We start from the raw sequence: 17838 nt of genomic DNA, 5'->3' as shown, positions 1-17838 counted from the left end.
TTCACGACTGTTAGGGACAGGGTATGTCCGGCCACACCCGGCCAGCACAGCGTGCCATCGCGAATTATCACCTTACCTGGCAGGGAAAGAGCAGCGCCGCCTGCGTTAGCGGCACCTTTCCATGGCCCATTAAGCACAGGCGTATCGAGTACGATTTGCTGAAGTTGCACTTGGCCGTGCAGGAGGAAGCGCCAGTCTAACGCCACCATGAGTCGACTTGCGCTGAACTGAGGGTGGGCCGCCGGGCCGACGCGCAGACCCGGTAACGTGAACCGCAATTCTTGTTTTCCCCAATGCCATTCCGGGTTGGCGGCGAAATGCACCGGCCGCTGCAAGCGGGCAGCCAAGACCCCCTCTAAAACGTAGCGGGGACCACCCACGAACCAAAACAGCACGGCAGCCGAAACGACGAGGATCAACACGACGATAACAGACGTCGTAATCCTGCGCAGGCTCAGCCTAATTATGCCCGCCCCCCGTCAGCACCGGCCATTCTCCGGAAAGCGCGCGGGCAGCCAGCGCTTCAGCATCCGCGATAGCGGTCTGCCGGATCACCTCCTTGACCTCGGGAATAGCGCCGGGATACATGCTGAATTCACGCAACCCCAATCCCAGCAACAGCGCTGTAAAGGCCGGGTTCGCCGCCATCTCGCCGCACATCGCTACCGGGATGCCCCGTGCATGACCGGCGGTGATGGTGTATTGAATCATCGCCAATACCCCGGCATGCAGGGGGTCAAAGAGATCATTGACGTCATCATCACCGCGATCCACTGCCAGCGCGTACTGAATCAGATCGTTAGTGCCGATGGAGAAAAAATCTGCCCGCCCGGCAAAGTAGTGCGCTGCCATGGCCACGGCAGGCACTTCCACCATAATGCCCAGCGGCATATCCACATCACAGGCGTGCCCTTCGGCGCGCAATTCTGTCTGCAACTCACTGACCAGCGCCCGGGTTTGCAGTAATTGCCCCATACTGCTGAGCATGGGCAGCATCAGCCGTATCGGCCCCAATGCCGAAGCGCGAAGAATGGCGCGCAGATGCGGCCGGAACCATTCCGGACGCCGCAGACAAAGACGCAGCCCGCGCAAGCCAAGGGCCGGATTGAGCGCAGCGTGGAGCCCCGCATCGTCATCACGCAGACCCTTGTCGGCGCCGATGTCGAGAGAACGGATGGTCACTGGTGCCCCATCCATCTGCTCTACCACTCGGGCAAAGGCGTGGAATTGCTCTTCCTCATCCGGGATGTCCGGGCGATTCATGAAGAGAAACTCGCTGCGATAAAGGCCGACACCATCAGCATTCATGCGCCGCACCATATCGATATCATCTGGCAATTCAATATTAGCGCGCAGATGAATAGGCACCCCGTCTACAGTTATCGCGGGCAGATCGCGCTGCTCTTCCAACAACCGCCGACGCCGTTGCCGCTGCTCCTGCAAAGCCTGATATTGCCGCAATATCAGGTCATCCGGCGCAACCAGCAGGATACCCTGGTCCCCATCGACAATCACCACATCACCGCTACGTAGCAGGCGCGTCGCCGAGTGCGTGCCGACCACGGCCGGAAGTCCGAGACTTCTGGCCAGAATAGCAGAGTGAGAGTTCGCTGCACCAAAGTCGGTTACCCAGGCGAGCACCTTGTCTTTTTTCATCAATACCGTATCGGCTGGCGTCAACTCTTCGGCGATGATGATCTGACCCTCGGCGCTCTGCAGAACGGGGGTCTTTACACCAATCAGACGGCGCAAAACCCGGTCTGTCACCTGAATAATATCTTCCCGCTTGGCGCGCAAATATGCGTCTTCCATGCGGTCAAAAATCTCCAGCAGCCGCTCTCGCTCCAACTGGATAGCCCAGGCGGCATTGCGATGTTCATCGCGAATAGACCGCAGGGGTCTTTCGCGCAGTGCGGGATCGTCCAGCATCAACAGATGCGCATCAATAAAAAGACGGGTATCTTGCGGGGCATCCCTCGGGATAGCATCGCGCACAGAGAGCAGCTCATCCCGGGCGCCGCTCAAAGCCGCACGCAAACGCAACACTTCCGGCTCTATGGCCTCAGGCACCAGTAAATGCTCAGGAATATCGAGGGTAGTGGGCTCAAGTACCAATGCCGTGCCGATGGCAATGCCGCCAGAGGCGCCAATTCCCGCCAGTTCAAAACTCATGATTCTTCACCAAAACGATCCGCCGCGAGTGCGAGCAAGGCATCGGCACAGGCCTGCTCATCTTCGCCATTCGTTTCCAGGGTCAGAATACTCCCCTGTGCGGCGGCGAGGGTCATCAACCCCATAATGCTCTTACCATTGACCCGCTGACCATTACGCTCCAGCCAGACCGCGCAGGGATAGCGCACCGAGAGGCTGACAAATTTAGCTGAAGGCCGCGCATGCAAACCGAGCTGATTGATAATGGGATAGTCTACGCGCAGGGTCACAGGCACTTGCCTCTCTTCTCATGAACAAAAATAAATCAGGTATCCCCGGAGCATAGCGCGCGATCGCCGTTCGAACCAGAAGAGAGTTGTTGCGGATAACGGCTCAGCGCTGCGGCGATTCTTGCGCATTCCTGCGTGCAAGGATATCGACGACGCCTTGAACGCCGCCTTCCAGAGCACCCTGACGTGCTGCAGCCAACCCTTCACCGCGCCGCGACAAGGCACGCAGAAGCATCGCCAGATTAAGGCCACTCACCGCTGCTACCCGGCCTTCCGGGAGAATAGCCGGAATGAGATTAGCGGGGGTGGCACCATAGAGATCATTCAGAATCAATATGGCATCACTGTCACCTGTTTTTTCTAACAACCTCCACAAACGCCGACGGCCTTCCTCCGGCGTCTGATCAGGCAAAATTTCCAGCACCTCCAAGGCGGGCGGCACAGATCCGAAAATATGCCGGAGTGCGGCGGCAAAGGCCTCACCCAGTCCCGCGTGGGTCAGGAGCACGATGGTAATCATGTCAGCGTCTCGGTAATGCCCAGTTCCCGGTGCTGGATCAGGACACGTTGTCCTTCTCCGGCAAGCACTTGCGCTAATGCCTCCACCATATATACGCTGCGATGCTGCCCCCCGGTACAACCCAGAGAAACCGTCACATAGTTGCGGTGCTCTTGCGCAAAAGGCGCCAGCCATGCCTGCAGGAAGCTGCGCAACGAATTGAAAGCGCGGCCCGCCTCTGGAGCCTTCTCCAGAAAATCACGCACCGGCGCGTCACGACCGGTCAGGGCGCGCAGTTCAGGACTGTAATGGGGATTGGGCAGTGCGCGCAGATCAAAAACGAAGTCGGAATCCAAAGGAAGGCCTTTTTTGAAGGCAAAAGACTGCAATAACAAGACCAGGCCACTGTAATGATGAGACGCCAGACTCCATGCCTGCACCCGCAAACGCAACTGGTGGGTATTGATCTGGGAGGTGTCGAGGCGCTTGTCGGCCACATCGGCAAGGGGTTGGACCATCTCGCGTTCACGCCGCAACACCGTGAGCAGAGATTCGCCCAAGGCTGCCGCGAGATCATCGGTGAGAGGATGACGACGGCGAGTCTCACTGAAACGGCGCAGTAACGTACCCTCGTCCGCTTCCAGAAAAAGGATGCGCGGGCGCAGAGCGTAACGCTCGCGCAGATCGGCCAACGCTTGTGGCAGAGCCGCGAGAAACTCGCGGTTACGGACGTCGATACTCACGGCGGCGAGCATGGAACTGGCATCCCGCCGCGCCAGTTGGGCTCCGAAATCCACCAGCAGGGTAGCCGGCAGATTATCGACACAATAATAACCTTGATCCTCCAGGGCCTGTAGAACGGTGGATTTTCCTGAACCGGACAGACCACTGACGATAATAAAGTCCCGCTCCGCCATCATTCTTCCCCGACACTCAATTGTACCTGCGCCTCAAAATCCGCGAGCATATCTCCGCCGGACTCCTTTACATACTGGCTGCGTGCCGCCGCCTCGACCAGTACGGCCAAATTGCGCACCGCAGAAACGGGCATGCGTAACCGGGGCAATTGGATTCCGAGAATATCCAGGTGATCCACCTTGCCTTGCAAGCGATCGATATCCGCCATTTCCATATCGCACATATCCTGGATTTCAACGACTAGCCGGATACGTTTGGAACGCACGATGGCAGCGGCGCCGAAGAACTCCCGGATGTTAATAATACCCAGACCACGTACTTCCAGAAAATTACGTAGCGGAGCCGGACAGTGCCCTGTCAGGACATTCGGGGCTTCACGGATACAGAGCACGCTATCATCGGCCACCAGGCGGTGGCCGCGACTGACCAGTTCCAAGGCCAACTCGCTCTTGCCAATCCCTACCTCGCCCTGCAAAAGCAAGCCGATCCCCAGCACATCGACCAGTACGCCATGCACCTGCTGGCGGGGCGCCAGCTCCCGATGCAGGTAGTGTTGCACCGCTGCCAGCACCATTTTTGCGCCCATTGGCGTCGTCATCACGGCAATGTGCCGGGCTTTCAGATCTTCATGGAGAAGATCATCCAGTATCTGACCCTCACAAACAACGAGCAGACGCAGCTTATGGGGCGGAAACTGGGTAATAGCCTCTGGGTGGGCACGCAGGTAGGTTAGCTCATAACCCCCGGCAATCTGCACCGCATGTGGCCGGATAAAGTTGAAAAACCCGACCAGTGCCGCCCCACCCACATCATCTTCCGCCGAGGAATCGCCGCGGAGATGATGGTCTTCCTCAGGCTGGTACAGACACTGCCAGTGCAATTCGCTCTGCAGGTCTTCACAGAGCCGACGCAAGCTGATTTGTCGTTCAATAACGCCGCTTTGCCCGACACTCATGGCTGTAACCAGTCTGCTTTATGGTACAAACTACGCCGGACTCGTCAACAAACGAAAAAACTCCTGCGGATCCGGAGTTTTCATCAGTACTTCGCGTACCTCGTCCACCGCGAGTTTGGCGGCTAATGCAGAGAGCGTCTCCAGATGGGCGGTCGCAGCCGCTTTGGGCACCACTACCGCCAGAAATATACGCACGTCCAACCCGTCTGGCGCCGCAAACGGAATACCCTGCGCCGTGCGCAGCGCAGCAACAGCTACCTGACTCACACCCTCCAACCGCGCATGGGGCAAAGCCACCCCATGCCCGATGCCCGTGGACCCCTGCGCCTCACGGCTTTGCAAGGCCGCCGCAATCCCTTCAGCAGACAGGCCGGTAGACCCTGCCAGGATTTCTGCCAATGCCTGCAGCACATCACCAGCATCGGCCACGGGCGGATCCATACGAATGTTTGTCGGGGAAAGAGGCGGGGTCATCATGGCTATTCAGTCGACTTCAGCAATGGCTGCCAAACCAGCGGGATGATCATTACGGCGATCCTGCAACTTTTCCTTGTAGCTGTGCACCTGCGCCTCCAGTTTGTCGGCCACCAGATCTATGGCCGCGTACATATCGGCATCATGTACCTCGGCATGGAAGACGTGCCCTGGGGCATTGACCGTAATATCTACGACGTTAGTCAGCTTTTCGTGGGGGAGGTGCCTCAGCACCACCTGAGCGTTAATGACGTGGTCGAAGTAACGACCGAGGCGTCCAATCTTTTCATCGACATAGTTTTTAATGGCATCCGTCAAATCCAGGTGCTGCCCGGTAATAGTAATTTGCATAGCGCTCTCCTACCCAAGTGATGTGATCGTTATGAATCCTGTCCCGCCGCGGGGTCCGCCCTCAGTGTAGCGCCAACGGCGCCGGCAAAAAACCCTGGCGGCGGCATCCGCCTCACAAACGACGACGCTGACTCGCAGCAGGAATATTGGCCGCCTCGCGGTACTTGGCCACCGTCCGCCGCGCAATCTGAATACCCTGATCGGCCAGCACCTTGGCAATTTCCGCATCGCTCAGGGGATGACGTGCGCTTTCGGCCTGCGTCATCTTGATGAGTAGCGCGCGAATCGCCGTGGCCGACGCGGAACCGCCGCTGTCGGTACCCACATGACTGGAGAAGAAGTATTTAAACTCATAGAGACCGCGGGGTGTAATCATGTATTTCTGATTAGTGACCCGCGATACCGTAGACTCATGCATTTCTACTGCCTCGGCGATATGACGCAGGACCATGGGCCGCATAGATTCAGGCCCGTTGGCAAAAAAATCCTTTTGCCGTTCGACGATGGCCCGCGCCACCTTCAATATGGTGTCCTGGCGGCTCTGCAGGCTCTTGATAAACCAGCGCGCCTCGTTGAGCTGATCCTGAATATATTTATGCGCCGCATCTTTCCCACCCGCCATGCCGGCATAACGACGGTTGATACGTAATTTAGGCATTGCCTCGGGATTCAGATCTACGCGCAGGCGCTTACCCGTCCAGCGCACAATCACATCGGGGATCACATACTCGGTGCTCTCTGCACCCACATCTTCACCCGGCTTGGGATTCAGAGCGGAAATCAGCGCCATTGCCGTACGCAATGCCTCCTCATCCACCCCCAGAGTCGCACACAGACGCGGGTAATCGTGACGTGCCAGGGCCTGCAGGTGATCCTTCACAATCCGTTGGGCCAGCAATATGGGCGCATCCCCTTCGACCATCTGTTTTAGCTGTAGCAAGAGGCACTCACTGAGATTACGTGCACCGACGCCCGGTGGGTCGAAGTCTTGCACGCGCAGCAACACGGCCAACAACGCATCTTCTTGCACATTCATATTGACTGCGAGTTCTTCCAGGCTTTCCGCCAGGTAACCGCGCTCATCAATGGCGTCGATGATTAACTCCGCCATGTTGCGCTCGTCAGCACTAAAGTGCGTCATATCGGCCTGCCAACGAAGATAGTCCTGCAGGCTTTGGCTGTGGCTGTTACGCAATTCAAAATCTGGCATATCTTCGTCAGAACCACTGCCAGAGCCTGACGTACCTAGATCAAAGACATCATCCCACTGACTGTCTACAGGCAATTCATCAGGCAGCGTATCCTCAGCCGCCAGATCCAGTTGACGGTCTTCGGAAGGATGCTCAAGCGTCTCCGGGACTGGTCCGCCACTGCCTTCATCCCCGACCTCCTCATCGAGTAGAGGATTGCTCTCCAGCATGCTTTGAACTTCCTGCTGCAAATCAAGCGTAGACAACTGCAGCAGACGAATCGCCTGTTGCAGTTGCGGGGTCATGGCCAGATGCTGGCCGAGCTTGAGTTCTAAGCCTTGTTTCATAATTTCCAAAAATCAGATTTGAAACTGGTCTCCCAGGTAAACCTGCCGCACCATGGGATCATCAACAATTTCCTGTGGACTACCTGCCGTCAAGACCTTGCCATCATGCAGTATATAGGCGCGTTCGCAAATGCCTAATGTCTCGCGCACATTATGGTCGGTAATCAGAATACCGATGCCACGCCCACGCAAATCCTGGATGAGCCGTTGAATTTCCAGCACAGAAATGGGATCGATACCAGCGAAGGGTTCATCCAGCAAAATAAAACGCGGGCCCATGGCCAGCGCCCGCGCAATTTCCACCCGCCGCCGCTCACCACCGGAAAGACTATGCCCTTTGGTGTCACGCAACGGGTGGAGATGGAGATCACTGAGCAATTGTTCCAGGCGTTCTTGCCGCTCGACCTTGCTCAACGGCAAAGTTTCCAACACGGCGAGGACATTGTCAGCAGCACTCATCTGGCGAAAAACGGAGGGCTCCTGGGGGAGATACCCCAGCCCCATGCGGGCACGTTCGTGCATAGGCAGCGCGGTGATATCGCGCTGTTGCAGAAAAATATGACCGCGATCGGGACGCACCAATCCGACCATCATGTAAAAGGTTGTGGTTTTCCCCGCTCCATTAGGACCGAGCAGTCCCACCACCTCGCCTGCGGCCACCTGCACCGAAACGTCGCGCACCACAGCCCGCCGCCGGTACGACTTGAACAGGGATTGCGCCTGCAACAGGCCGCTCATGGCCTCCCACCGCTGGTGGCGTGATCCGCCGCTGCGGGATAGAAGATCGACTGTACCCGCTGACCGGGGGCCGCAGTGACGGAGGTTTTCTGAGTCTGCAGGAAATAAGTGACCTGCTGACCATTGATCTCGTTTTTTTTCTGCCAGAGATGGGCATTGCCGATGAGCACTATTTCGCCGCTGCCCGGTTTATAGACCAGGGTGTTACCATAGCCGTGGCGCTGGGCACTGGGCATGGTGAAGGTAACCGGGTTTCCCACCGCCGTGGCCTGCTGCACCTTGCCACCGACCGCTACGACAGTGAGTTTATCGGCATGTACAACCACGTCGCCTTGGGTCATAACCACGTTCCCGGTATAGACGGCCTGCTGCTGCGGTTTGTTCTCACCATGCAGCGCGTCGGCACTAATCTGAATAGGGCCTTTGCCCAGCCCCTGCTCCGCAACCGGTGCGGCCGAGGCGGTGGCAGAAACAACCATAAGCAAGGAGGGCCAGAATCGCCGGAAAGAAAATCGCTTATGGGACATACATGCCACGCACATCATGCAAAATATTCACCTCTTGGGTTTTTACCGAAGCCCAAAGACCTACCCCGGTCATCCAGTCTTGGCCCCGTTCCAGCCGTACCGGCTCTCTGGACGTAATAATGCCCGTTTGCGCATCATAGTGCACCTTTTCGGTGAGCAGGCGGGTGTCCGGTTGCAAGGTGCCAATAACGTTCCCCCATAAGGTAATCATGTGGCTGTGGCCATCTTCTATGCCCTGATTGGCACGCAGATGCGTCTGCTGTCCCGGCTTGAACCGCTCAACGGTAACCTGCCTAAGTATGGTCTGATCGACGCCCGGCTCGTGATAGGCTGTCTGGGCGGTGGCGAGCAAATCCAGTTTCCCGGTTGCCGTGTACTGGCGCATGACCACATCTTCGGCCGCCTGATCCCCCTTATGGATTTGACCATGCCAGTCAATGGGCGGCAGGGGCAGGGGATGCTGCGGCCAGGACCACCACACCAGCGCCGCGAGGACCAGCAGCAGCAGAGACAGACCCAAGCCAGGGGCGCGGAAACCCGGTATCAGCTTACGCGACATGGCCCGCTCTCGGATTGATTGGTGATCAAGACAGCGCTCCAACAGCCTTGGCGATGACTGCTGGCCAGTACCCCTGTGCCTGCAGAATCAGCTCGCAGAGCTCCCGCACCGCACCACGACCGCCCCGTTGCACGCTCTGCCAGTGTACTCGACAACCGACCTCCGGGTGCGCATCAGCCGGAGCAGTCGCCAGACCAACGCGGGTAAGAATGGGCAGATCGATAAGATCATCTCCCATATAAGCCACCTCGGCGTCATCCAGGCCGAGGGCGATTTTGAGCTCCGTGTAGGCCAGATTCTTGTCCAAACAGCCCTGATGAATCCGCTTGACGCCCAGATCGTGGGCGCGATGGGCGACTGCCGGGGAATAGCGCGCGGTAATGATGGCAACCTCTATAGCCCGTTCCTGCACAAGCTTGATGCCGTAACCGTCCCGCACATGAAAGGCTTTACTCTCCTTGCCATCATCGTCAAAAAACAAGCGGCCATCGGTCAACACGCCGTCCACGTCCAGAATCAGCAGGCGGACCCCGGCAGCGCGCGTCAACAAATCTGTGTCAGGTGACATCAATTCATTCATACGATGCCTGCGCGCAGCAAATCGTGCATATTCAACGCGCCAATCAGCCGCGCCTCGCCATCGGTGACCAGAAGCGCGCCGATGCGATTATTTTCCATCAGGGCAAGAGCTTCAGCAGCAAGGGCTTCGGCAGTAATAGTGGCCGGTTTGGCATGAGCCAGTTCAGCCATGGGCTGTTCCCAGATATCCTGGCGCCGCGCGAAGGCACGGCGTAAATCACCGTCGGTAAAAATCCCCAGCACCCGGTCCTCTGCATCCACCACTGCCGTCATTCCCAGCCCCTTGCTGCTCATTTCCAAGACTGCTTCGCATAACGGCGTATCCTCCTGTACCTTGGGCAGACTGGCGCCTCGGTGCATCACATCCTGCACCCGCAGCAGCAGGCGTTTGCCGAGGCTGCCACCGGGATGAGACAGGGCGAAATCATTTGCCGAAAAACCGCGCGCCTGTAAAAGCGCCATGGCCAGGGCATCACCCATGGCCAAGGTTGCTGTCGTCGACGCCGTAGGCGCAAGGTTGAGAGGGCAGGCCTCTCGCGCCACACTGCAATTGAGATGTACGGCGGCACTGCGCGCCAGGGTGGACTGCGGGTTACCGGTCATGGCGATCAAGGGCACCGCGAGGCGCTTGACCACCGGCAAAATAGCCAGAAGTTCGGCGGTTTCCCCGGAGTTGGAGAGCGCGAGCAGGCAATCCTGACGGGTGAGCATACCCAGATCGCCGTGGCTGCCTTCGGCGGGATGCAGAAAAAGGGCGGGGCTGCCAGTACTGGCCAAAGTCGCTGCGATTTTTTTGGCGATAATCCCGGACTTACCCATGCCACTGACGACGATACGCCCGGGGCAGTTCAGCAGGAGCTGGCAAGCTCCCACAAAATCCGCGTCAAGACGTGCTTCCAGTGCCGCCACCGCCGCCGCCTCCAGGCGCAACACATCCCGGCCGGTGGCCAGCAGACTTTCTGGCGTTACGGTCAATGCAGTCACCGGCAGCCGTCAATTCGCATGGGCGGGAGTCTGCCTCTGGATGGCTTCATAGACCGCACGACAGTGGGGGTACGCGGTCATGATCTTGTCCACATCCGCAAATGAAGCGTTCTGCAGTAATTTCCAGCATTTCAGATTTTCGGCAGCCAGCGCGTCAGGATGCCGGGCGTACCAACCCGTACTGTCAAGGGGGGCTGCAGCATCGCCTACCTGCCCGCGTGCCCACCATAAGAGCAAGGCAAAGAGCGCAAGAGCACCGATAACAACCAAGGCGTACACAATCTTCATAAATATGCCGGTTAACCTGAATAGGGTTGGATCACACTTCTTCCTGATACTGCTGGTTCAACAACTGCACCAATCGCTCTTCACGCATGACGATGTCCGCCATCAACGCAGCACTTACCGCCTCCCACACCGCCCGTAAGGCGGCAAGGTCTGCCCCGTCGCTAAACTGGTCTATAATTTCGCTGACCTTTTCCAGCGATTCACGGGTCTGCAGACTGGTGCTCAGGGCATTCTTGATTTGTTCCCGGGGGTGCGGAATCCAACTCCGGTCACTTCCATAGGAGCGCAGGCGTTCCCCGAATTCCAGCACTCGTTTGTGCAGCTTGCCCGATAAGCCGATCTGGCTGCTGCGCAGATCTCCCCAGACCGCCAGGTCCATGAGCAAGCCCCACTCCCGGCGCCAGCGGTCGCGCAAGTGGGCATCCACACTAACCGCCGCCGTCATCGCAGCCGGATCAAAGTCCATGCGCGGCCTCCGCACAATCACGTTGAGCCGCCCGCAGCCGCTCTGGTGTGCCTACATCCGTCCATTTTCCTTGATACAAGGTCCCCTCCACCACACCTGCTGCAATCCATTGCCGCAGCCAAGGGGCCAGAGGAGCCGACTGCTCGGGAAAGCCCCGCAACAACTCCGGGTCAAGACGCGCGATGCCTGCATAAGTATGACGTTCTTCGCCCGCCAAAGCCACCATGCCGGCAGACAATGCGAAATCTCCCTGCGGGTGCTGCATCGGGTTAGGCACCAGCACCAGATGCACGCGCGCAAGGGAAGGCTGGCAAAGCTGCGCCCAGGGAAAGTCCGTGCAAATATCGCCATTCACCAGCAAAAAAGGGCTGTTCCCCAATAAGGGCAGGGCGCGAACAAGAGCGCCGCCGGTCTCCAGGCGGCCCTCGCGCTCATCGCTGTAAGTGATCCTCAATCCCCGCCAATTTTGACCCAAAGACTGCATGATCGCATCACCCAGGTGCCCGACATTGATGACCACATCGCGAATGCCCGCCGCAGCCAGCGACTCCAGGTGGCGCACGATAAGAGGTTTGCCGGCAACCTCCAGCAAGGGCTTCGGGACATGATCGGTAAGCGGCCTGAGCCGCTCGCCCCGACCCGCAGCCAGGATCATCGCACGGGTAACGGGGGTTGCCATGGGGCAAAAAGCTCCAGATAAGACTGCAACTGCGGATCAGCGTCCAGGGCATCCACGACATAGGCCCAGAATTGCGGCAGGAAATCGAGATAACTCGATTTTCCGTCCCGGTAAGCCAGACGGCAGAAAATGCCGAGAATCTTCAGGTTACGCTGGAGAGCCATACGCCCGACATTCAGCAGAAAGCCCGCGGACGACGGCAAGGCGGCACCATGCTGATGCGCCGCCGTCAAAAAATTCAAAGCCCACGCGTCCCTTTGCATCCGTCCCCAATCCCAATAACGATCCCAGAGCAGAGAAGCCAGGTCATAGGTCCAAGGCCCGCGCACCGCATCCTGAAAGTCAATCATGGCCAATAGCCCGGTGTCCCGCTGAATAATAAGATTGCGTGCGTGAAAATCCCGGTGGACCCAGACCTGCGGCTGCGCTGCGGCATTGTCCAGTAACACGGCAAAAAGTGTTTGCAGGGAATTCCTCTGCGGAGGACTCAGGATTAAATCAAGATGCCTGCTCAGGTACCAGTCCGTAAACAGGGCCAACTCGTCCCCCAGGCGAGTCGGGGAGAAAAATGGCAGGGGAGGCAATGCCGTCTGTCTCTGCCCGGTCTGCTGCAGATTGAGGATCAAGGTCATCGCCCGCTGCATCCACAGATTAATATCCGCACCGGCATCCAGTACGCCCTTGAGATCCGTTTCCCCTAAGTCCTCCAGCAACACAAAGCCGGGATCCATTTGCGCGGCCAGTACCTTGGGTACCGGCAAGGCGGCGCGGGCAAAACGGTGCTGTATCCGCAAAAAGGGCAGGATATCTTCGGGGTGCGGGGCATCCATGAAGATCAGGCCCTGCGGCAAACGCCAATAGCGCCGCCCGCTGGCATCTCCGGGAATGGGGCACGCCCGCGCCACCGCCACGCCCTGCTGCGCGAGCCAGTCTGCGGCGGCGGGTGACAGAGAATCCCTCGCCGCCACAGTGGAAAAATTCGATGCAAGGAAAGATTGCGACATGAAAGCATTCTGTGCGATTTTAGGCCTCCATGAAAAGTCCTCTGCACAGCATCGGAAAATCCCGACCCCGGCCAATCCGCCCGGAAAGAAGTCGCCGTGCCTCGCGTTCCAGCCTTCGCCTGGCTCTGCTGAGCGCACTGCTTGCACCCGGGATGGCCATCGCCGCGGCCGCAGAGAGCCCGGTCACGCTCTATGCGGATCAAGTTCACGGCCTTGGCAGCGGCCACTGGACGGCCACCGGCAATGTCGAAGTACTCTATGGTGATCGTCGGGTCTATGCTGATACCGTGCACTACGACCAGGCCCGTGACGAGATCATCGCCGACGGCCATGTGCGCATGGTCAGTCCCGGCATCGTGACCGCCGCCCCCAAGGCCACCATCCATTTACATGCCAACGAGGGGGTCATAGTCCATCCCCGCTATCTGCTCGAAGCACAGCAAGGTCATGGCCACGCCGAAAGCGGCAGGGAACTGAGCAAGGGGCATTACCAGCTCAACGAAGCGTGCTATACCACCTGTGATGGCGAAAAACCGGCCTGGCAACTCTGGAGCAGCCGCATCGACCTCAACCAGAATGACAACTACGTCTCTACCACCAACACTACAATCGACGTCCTTGGGCTGCCCGTATTCTGGACGCCCTACCTCAGTTTTCCGCTGAAGCGACACTCCGGGTTTCTTGCCCCTAGTGTGGGCAGCTCTACCATCAACGGCTTTTACCTCGGCATCCCCTACTATTTCGATATCGCCCGTAATATGGACGACACCCTCACCGTCAACTATTTCGCCAGACGCGGGGTGATGTTGCAGAACGAGTTCCGCTATCTGGAGCCCAATTATAGCGGCAAACTCTATCTGGACCTGCTCCCCTCTGATCAATTGACCCACAAAAATATCTGGGCCATTTCCTGGCAGCATAACCAGAATCTGGGCGACGGATTCAACTTCAACGTCGATTACAATCAGGTCAGCTACAAAAACTTCCTTTCGGATTTTGGCGGCACAGCCGGTTTCGGCAGCAGTTTCGTGGGCGGCATTGGCAACACACCCTACATCGCCTCTTCCGGAGGACTCTACTACAACAACACGCATATTAGCGCGGGCGCCACCCTGCAGGGCTACCAGGAACTCGCGCCTGGCGGCGCAGCGCCCTACTCCCAGCTCCCGTATCTGTTTGCCGATGGCTACTGGCGGGTGGGACGCACCGGCTATTTCGACTGGCACAGCAGCTTTAACTACTTCTCCGCTTCTGCAGGACCCGTCGGTCAGCGCCTCGACCTCACCCCCACCATTGGCTGGCGCTTCAGCCACGGCTGGGGCTTCTTGGAACCGCAGGCCCGGCTCTACTATAGTCACTATCAGATTCAGCGTAATGCCCCCTACGCGCGCGCCGTCAATCGCACCTTACCGGCGCTCAGCCTCAAAGGCGGCCTCAATTTCGTCCGTTACGGCAGCGACGGCAGCACGGCCCTGCTGCAACCCTTGTTCAAATACACGTATATTCCCCTGCAGGCCCAAAGCAGCATCCCCATCTTCGATGCCAGTCAGCCCTATCAGAACTTCCCGATGATTTTTGAGGATAACAGCCTCTATACCGGCAACGATCGCATCAACGCTGCCAATCAGGTGGCAATAGGGCTGCGTGGCACCTGGCTCACACCCGGTGGCCGCCAGCTCTGGCAGGCGGCTGTCGGCCAGATCCGCTACTTCAACCAGCGCCAGATCAACCTCGCCGGCGATATCGTCCCTCAGAACCAGCAGTCCAACTATTTTTTTGAGGGACAATACGCGCCCCTTCCGGACATCAACCTCCTCGCCAGTTCACAGGTCAATGCCCAGCAGCGCAAGCTGGAGCGGCTCAACCTGCGCGCCCAGTGGCTGCCCGGTCCGCAGCGCGTCATTAACCTTGACTATCGTTTTACCCGTGGCTTCGTGAGGCAAACCGGCATTTCCGGTGCCTGGCCGATCTACAAGCGCTGGCAGGTACTCGGCAGCTATCAGTATGATGTCACCGATCACAAGCCGCTGGAGGAGCTCGTAGGGATGGGCTATGATGGCGGCTGCTGGGCTACCCGTATGATGGTTTATCATCAGATCCTTCTCGGCGGGCAGTCCAATAACGTTGTTTATCTGGAGATCGTATTGCGTGGCCTGACCAGCCTCGGCAATGCCTCAAACGGTTTGCTCAGCCAGTATGTGCCGGGCGCCAGCATGGAGTTCTGATGTCGTCCAAATGCCGTCCTATCTTATTCGCCCTGAGCATCGTTCTGGGGACAGCTCCGGTTTTGGCCTGGGCGAGTACGCCCTTTCTCAACCGTGACACCCTGCTGCCGGCCGCACCGGTGATGGCACCCGCTACGACAACGCACACTTATTCGGAAAACTCTGCCGAAGCACCGATAGCGGCGCCGCTACCCGAAAACACCCAGAATCTCGACAAGGTCATTGCTGTGGTGAACGACAATATCATCACCTCCATGCAGCTCGAGCAACGGGTTAGCGCCGTGCGTGCCCGTCTGCAGACGCAAGACCCCAACGCCATGCCCCCCGAAGACATCCTGCACCGCCAGGTGCTGCAGCAGATGATCCTGCAGGATATCGAGCTGCAAATCGCGCACCGCGCCGGAATCAAGGTTGACAAAGGCACGCTGGACCAGGCCATCAGCAACCTCGCTCAAGCCAACCACCTCACCCCTGACCAGTTACGCCAGGCGCTGACCAATCAAGGGCAGTCATGGGAGCAATTTACCAACGACCTCAAGGATCGCATTCTTGTGGATCGCCTCATGCAGCAGGAAGTGGAGAGCCGGGTCCATATTGGCCCCGACGAGGTGAAAACCTTCGCGCAACAGCTCAAAGAAATGGGCGGCGTGAGTTTCGACCTACAGCAGATATTCATCCCGCTGCCTGACAACCCGACACCAGACGCCGTCAGCGCGGCCCGGCGTGAAGCCGGGCAGGCGCGTGATCGCGTGGTGGCCGGTGAGAGTTTTACGCGCCTTGCCGCCCAGGTCAGCAGCGGCCACGATGCCTTGCAGGGCGGACGCATCGGTTGGGTCAAGGCGGGTGAACTCCCACCCTCAGTGACCCAAACCCTCCTCCAATTGAAGGCGGGCGAAATCAGCCCCGTCATCCCTGGACCCACCGGGTTTCATATTTTCAAATTGCTCGATGTCAAACATGAACAGCCGACGGTCACCGAGGTCAAAACGGCCATGATCGTCCTGCGTGCCGGCAACAGTCTGCAGTTGCAGGAGGCTGAGGCACGCGCTCAGGATATCCAGCAAGCGCTGCAAAGCGGCACCCGCTTCTCTGAGTTGGCGCGTAATTATAGCCAGGACACTAGCACCGCTGCCGGCGGTGGAGAAATGGGCTGGGTCGCCCCCGGACAATTGCCGGACAGCCTGGAACGCACACTGGTCACTTTGCAACCTGGTGGGGTGAGTAGTCCCATCCGCGAAGGGGATGCGATTTACATTCTGCACTCCCAGGCTCAGCGCCAGCAGCCGGTTGAAGAGAAACAGATTATGGCCGCAGCGCGCATGCAGCTCTACAACCGTATCGTCCACGAGCGCATGGACGAATGGCAACGTCGCATCCGCGACGGCGCCTACGTCGAGATCCTCGAGCCCGGCCTGCGCAGCAGCGATGCCTGAGCCTTTCGGAGGGTTACAGCAGGCCGTGACCGGTCCCAGCCCGGGCCTTGCACGCGCCCGCTTCGCACCGGTCTGGACGCTGTTTTACAAAGAAACCTTGCGCTTCGGCAAGGTCTGGCTACAAACCATTGCCGCCCCGCTGATCACCACCATCCTCTATCTGGTGGTTTTTGGGCACGCATTGGGCGGACATATATCGGTCTATCCGGGAGTCAGCTATACGGCGTTCATCGTTCCCGGTCTGATGATGATGTCGGTTCTGCAAAATGCCTTTGCCAACAGCTCTTCCAGCCTGATCCAGGCCAAGGTGACGGGCAACATCGTCTTTCTGCTACTCAGCCCGCTCGGCCCCACCGAGATTTTCGTCGCCATGGTTGCCGCGTCGGTACTGCGCGGGGCACTAGTGGGGATTGCCATACTCGCACTAGCGCTGCTTTATCTGCACATACCTCTACTGCATCCCTTGTGGATCATCGTATTTACCATTCTGGGCGCCAGTGGCATGGGTTCGTTAGGCTTAATTGCCGGACTCTGGGCGGAGAAATTCGACCAGATTGCCGGTTTTCAGAATTTTGTCATTATGCCGCTGACCTTTCTCGCCGGAGTATTTTACTCGGTGCGGTCCCTGCCCGGTGTTTGGCGACAACTCTCGCTGTTCAACCCGTTCTTCTACATCATCGACGGGTTTCGTTATGGTTTTTTTGCAGATTCTGATGCCAGCGTATGGGTTTCTCTAGGGGTCAGCATCGCCTTCGCGGGCGGGACCGGTCTCTTTGCCTGGCGCCTGCTGGATCGTGGTTACAAGCTGCGCCAATAAGGCGCTCAACGTCACACCTTGCACAGCCGGGCGCAGCTCAGTATAAAAAGCGACATCACACAGCGGCTTTTTTACGTTACACTACACTCCATGAACGCCAACACGATCAAATCACTCATTAAGCAACAGCTTCCCGACGCCCTCATCGAGGTTCTGGGAGACGATGGCGCCCATTTCGAGGCGCTGGTCGTTTCCCCGGCCTTTGTTGGGCTTTCCCTCATCAAGCAGCATCAAATGATTTATGATGCGCTGGGCGAGCGTATGCGCGAGGAAATTCACGCCCTCTCGCTGCGCACCCTGACTCCCGAGCAGGCGCAACAGCTCCGTCACCCGGCGGCGCATTAGCCGCACTCACCCCCAATGT

General features: G+C 58.4%; 21 protein-coding genes and 1 pseudogene. 4 read left to right on the top strand and 18 right to left on the bottom strand.

Annotation, left to right across the window (positions count from 1 at the left end):
* From Q0C48_RS00470 to Q0C48_RS00385, 18 genes and pseudogenes are all read right to left on the bottom strand, one after another.
* Positions 1-347 (bottom strand): annotated as a pseudogene (locus tag Q0C48_RS00470) (hypothetical protein); the annotation flags it as partial.
* Between the two features lie 112 nt (positions 348-459).
* Positions 460-2172: a phosphoenolpyruvate--protein phosphotransferase gene (gene ptsP, locus Q0C48_RS00465; protein ID WP_291520571.1), complete on the bottom strand. Its 1713-nt coding sequence runs from the start codon at positions 2170-2172 to the stop codon at positions 460-462.
* Positions 2169-2441, bottom strand: coding sequence for an HPr family phosphocarrier protein (locus Q0C48_RS00460; protein WP_291520569.1), 273 nt, complete (start codon positions 2439-2441; stop codon positions 2169-2171). Before Q0C48_RS00460 ends, ptsP begins: the two co-directional genes overlap by 4 nt.
* A gap of 103 nt (positions 2442-2544) precedes the next feature.
* Entirely contained in the window at positions 2545-2961 is a 417-nt protein-coding gene (locus Q0C48_RS00455) for a PTS sugar transporter subunit IIA (RefSeq protein WP_291520567.1), read from the bottom strand.
* Entirely contained in the window at positions 2958-3857 is a 900-nt protein-coding gene (gene rapZ / locus Q0C48_RS00450; protein ID WP_291520586.1) for an RNase adapter RapZ, read from the bottom strand. Before rapZ ends, Q0C48_RS00455 begins: the two co-directional genes overlap by 4 nt.
* Positions 3857-4813 (bottom strand): HPr(Ser) kinase/phosphatase, encoded by a 957-nt coding sequence (gene hprK / locus Q0C48_RS00445; protein ID WP_291520565.1) that lies wholly within the window; start codon positions 4811-4813, stop codon positions 3857-3859. Before hprK ends, rapZ begins: the two co-directional genes overlap by 1 nt.
* Before the next feature lie 30 nt (positions 4814-4843).
* Positions 4844-5290, bottom strand: coding sequence for a PTS sugar transporter subunit IIA (locus tag Q0C48_RS00440; protein ID WP_291520563.1), 447 nt, complete (start codon positions 5288-5290; stop codon positions 4844-4846).
* Between the two features lie 6 nt (positions 5291-5296).
* Positions 5297-5638 (bottom strand): ribosome-associated translation inhibitor RaiA, encoded by a 342-nt coding sequence (raiA, locus tag Q0C48_RS00435; RefSeq protein WP_291520561.1) that lies wholly within the window; start codon positions 5636-5638, stop codon positions 5297-5299.
* Positions 5639-5750: 112 nt separating this feature from the next.
* Complete coding sequence (locus tag Q0C48_RS00430) at positions 5751-7175, bottom strand: RNA polymerase factor sigma-54 (RefSeq protein ID WP_291520559.1); 1425 nt, start codon at positions 7173-7175, stop codon at positions 5751-5753.
* 12 nt (positions 7176-7187) lie between these two features.
* Complete coding sequence (lptB, locus tag Q0C48_RS00425) at positions 7188-7913, bottom strand: LPS export ABC transporter ATP-binding protein (protein WP_291520557.1); 726 nt, start codon at positions 7911-7913, stop codon at positions 7188-7190.
* Positions 7910-8440 carry a lipopolysaccharide transport periplasmic protein LptA gene (gene lptA, locus Q0C48_RS00420; RefSeq protein WP_291520555.1) on the bottom strand — a complete coding sequence of 177 codons (531 nt, stop codon included), beginning with the start codon at positions 8438-8440 and terminating at the stop codon, positions 7910-7912. The genes lptB and lptA overlap by 4 nt, the downstream gene beginning before the upstream one ends.
* On the bottom strand, positions 8430-8999 hold the full coding sequence (gene lptC, locus Q0C48_RS00415) for an LPS export ABC transporter periplasmic protein LptC (protein ID WP_291520552.1): 570 nt from the start codon (positions 8997-8999) through the stop codon (positions 8430-8432). Before lptC ends, lptA begins: the two co-directional genes overlap by 11 nt.
* Positions 9000-9024: 25 nt before the next feature.
* Positions 9025-9579 (bottom strand): phenylphosphate carboxylase subunit delta, encoded by a 555-nt coding sequence (locus tag Q0C48_RS00410; RefSeq protein WP_291520550.1) that lies wholly within the window; start codon positions 9577-9579, stop codon positions 9025-9027.
* Positions 9576-10562 (bottom strand): KpsF/GutQ family sugar-phosphate isomerase, encoded by a 987-nt coding sequence (locus Q0C48_RS00405; protein ID WP_291520548.1) that lies wholly within the window; start codon positions 10560-10562, stop codon positions 9576-9578. The genes Q0C48_RS00410 and Q0C48_RS00405 overlap by 4 nt, the downstream gene beginning before the upstream one ends.
* A 9-nt stretch (positions 10563-10571) precedes the next feature.
* Positions 10572-10850 (bottom strand): hypothetical protein, encoded by a 279-nt coding sequence (locus Q0C48_RS00400; protein ID WP_291520546.1) that lies wholly within the window; start codon positions 10848-10850, stop codon positions 10572-10574.
* 31 nt (positions 10851-10881) lie between these two features.
* A complete protein-coding gene (locus tag Q0C48_RS00395; RefSeq protein ID WP_291520544.1) occupies positions 10882-11316 on the bottom strand; it encodes a hypothetical protein in 435 nt (144 codons plus the stop codon).
* Positions 11306-11995 carry an N-acetylmuramate alpha-1-phosphate uridylyltransferase MurU gene (gene murU, locus Q0C48_RS00390; RefSeq protein ID WP_291520542.1) on the bottom strand — a complete coding sequence of 230 codons (690 nt, stop codon included), beginning with the start codon at positions 11993-11995 and terminating at the stop codon, positions 11306-11308. Before murU ends, Q0C48_RS00395 begins: the two co-directional genes overlap by 11 nt.
* Positions 11968-12999, bottom strand: a complete 1032-nt coding sequence (locus tag Q0C48_RS00385; protein ID WP_291520540.1) for a phosphotransferase — start codon at positions 12997-12999, stop codon at positions 11968-11970. Before Q0C48_RS00385 ends, murU begins: the two co-directional genes overlap by 28 nt.
* A 29-nt stretch (positions 13000-13028) precedes the next feature.
* Here Q0C48_RS00385 and lptD point away from each other — a divergent pair, with 29 nt between their 5' ends.
* The 4 genes from lptD to Q0C48_RS00365 all read left to right on the top strand — a co-directional run bounded on the left by lptD (position 13029) and on the right by Q0C48_RS00365 (position 17819).
* The gene (gene lptD / locus Q0C48_RS00380; protein WP_291520538.1) at positions 13029-15224 is read left to right on the top strand and encodes an LPS assembly protein LptD; all 2196 of its coding nucleotides are present in this window, start codon (positions 13029-13031) and stop codon (positions 15222-15224) included.
* The gene (locus Q0C48_RS00375; RefSeq protein ID WP_291520536.1) at positions 15224-16657 is read left to right on the top strand and encodes a peptidylprolyl isomerase; all 1434 of its coding nucleotides are present in this window, start codon (positions 15224-15226) and stop codon (positions 16655-16657) included. Before lptD ends, Q0C48_RS00375 begins: the two co-directional genes overlap by 1 nt.
* On the top strand, positions 16650-17474 hold the full coding sequence (locus Q0C48_RS00370; RefSeq protein ID WP_291520534.1) for an ABC transporter permease: 825 nt from the start codon (positions 16650-16652) through the stop codon (positions 17472-17474). The genes Q0C48_RS00375 and Q0C48_RS00370 overlap by 8 nt, the downstream gene beginning before the upstream one ends.
* Before the next feature lie 90 nt (positions 17475-17564).
* Complete coding sequence (locus Q0C48_RS00365) at positions 17565-17819, top strand: BolA/IbaG family iron-sulfur metabolism protein (RefSeq protein WP_291520533.1); 255 nt, start codon at positions 17565-17567, stop codon at positions 17817-17819.
* Positions 17820-17838 lie beyond the last annotated feature (19 nt).

It is taken from the genome of Acidithiobacillus sp. (assembly GCF_023255755.1).
Lineage (GTDB): Bacteria > Pseudomonadota > Gammaproteobacteria > Acidithiobacillales > Acidithiobacillaceae > Acidithiobacillus.
The sequence above is the reverse complement of the archived record's forward strand: the minus strand, read 5'-3'. Positions and strand labels throughout refer to the sequence as shown.

What these genes read in the sequence shown, in the direction of transcription:
- ptsP (WP_291520571.1), bottom strand. Translation starts at nt 2,172, where the DNA reads ATGAGTTTTGAACTGGCGGGAATTGGCGCCTCTGGCGGCATTGCCATC.
- Q0C48_RS00395 (WP_291520544.1), bottom strand. Translation starts at nt 11,316, where the DNA reads ATGGACTTTGATCCGGCTGCGATGACGGCGGCGGTTAGTGTGGATGCC.
- raiA (WP_291520561.1), bottom strand. Translation starts at nt 5,638, where the DNA reads ATGCAAATTACTATTACCGGGCAGCACCTGGATTTGACGGATGCCATT.
- Q0C48_RS00410 (WP_291520550.1), bottom strand. Translation starts at nt 9,579, where the DNA reads ATGAATGAATTGATGTCACCTGACACAGATTTGTTGACGCGCGCTGCC.
- lptC (WP_291520552.1), bottom strand. Translation starts at nt 8,999, where the DNA reads ATGTCGCGTAAGCTGATACCGGGTTTCCGCGCCCCTGGCTTGGGTCTG.
- Q0C48_RS00455 (WP_291520567.1), bottom strand. Translation starts at nt 2,961, where the DNA reads ATGATTACCATCGTGCTCCTGACCCACGCGGGACTGGGTGAGGCCTTT.
- lptB (WP_291520557.1), bottom strand. Translation starts at nt 7,913, where the DNA reads ATGAGCGGCCTGTTGCAGGCGCAATCCCTGTTCAAGTCGTACCGGCGG.
- Q0C48_RS00385 (WP_291520540.1), bottom strand. Translation starts at nt 12,999, where the DNA reads ATGTCGCAATCTTTCCTTGCATCGAATTTTTCCACTGTGGCGGCGAGG.
- Q0C48_RS00365 (WP_291520533.1), top strand. Translation starts at nt 17,565, where the DNA reads ATGAACGCCAACACGATCAAATCACTCATTAAGCAACAGCTTCCCGAC.
- Q0C48_RS00370 (WP_291520534.1), top strand. Translation starts at nt 16,650, where the DNA reads ATGCCTGAGCCTTTCGGAGGGTTACAGCAGGCCGTGACCGGTCCCAGC.
- rapZ (WP_291520586.1), bottom strand. Translation starts at nt 3,857, where the DNA reads ATGGCGGAGCGGGACTTTATTATCGTCAGTGGTCTGTCCGGTTCAGGA.
- Q0C48_RS00430 (WP_291520559.1), bottom strand. Translation starts at nt 7,175, where the DNA reads ATGAAACAAGGCTTAGAACTCAAGCTCGGCCAGCATCTGGCCATGACC.
- lptA (WP_291520555.1), bottom strand. Translation starts at nt 8,440, where the DNA reads ATGTCCCATAAGCGATTTTCTTTCCGGCGATTCTGGCCCTCCTTGCTT.
- Q0C48_RS00440 (WP_291520563.1), bottom strand. Translation starts at nt 5,290, where the DNA reads ATGATGACCCCGCCTCTTTCCCCGACAAACATTCGTATGGATCCGCCC.
- Q0C48_RS00400 (WP_291520546.1), bottom strand. Translation starts at nt 10,850, where the DNA reads ATGAAGATTGTGTACGCCTTGGTTGTTATCGGTGCTCTTGCGCTCTTT.
- lptD (WP_291520538.1), top strand. Translation starts at nt 13,029, where the DNA reads ATGAAAAGTCCTCTGCACAGCATCGGAAAATCCCGACCCCGGCCAATC.
- hprK (WP_291520565.1), bottom strand. Translation starts at nt 4,813, where the DNA reads ATGAGTGTCGGGCAAAGCGGCGTTATTGAACGACAAATCAGCTTGCGT.
- Q0C48_RS00375 (WP_291520536.1), top strand. Translation starts at nt 15,224, where the DNA reads ATGTCGTCCAAATGCCGTCCTATCTTATTCGCCCTGAGCATCGTTCTG.
- murU (WP_291520542.1), bottom strand. Translation starts at nt 11,995, where the DNA reads ATGGCAACCCCCGTTACCCGTGCGATGATCCTGGCTGCGGGTCGGGGC.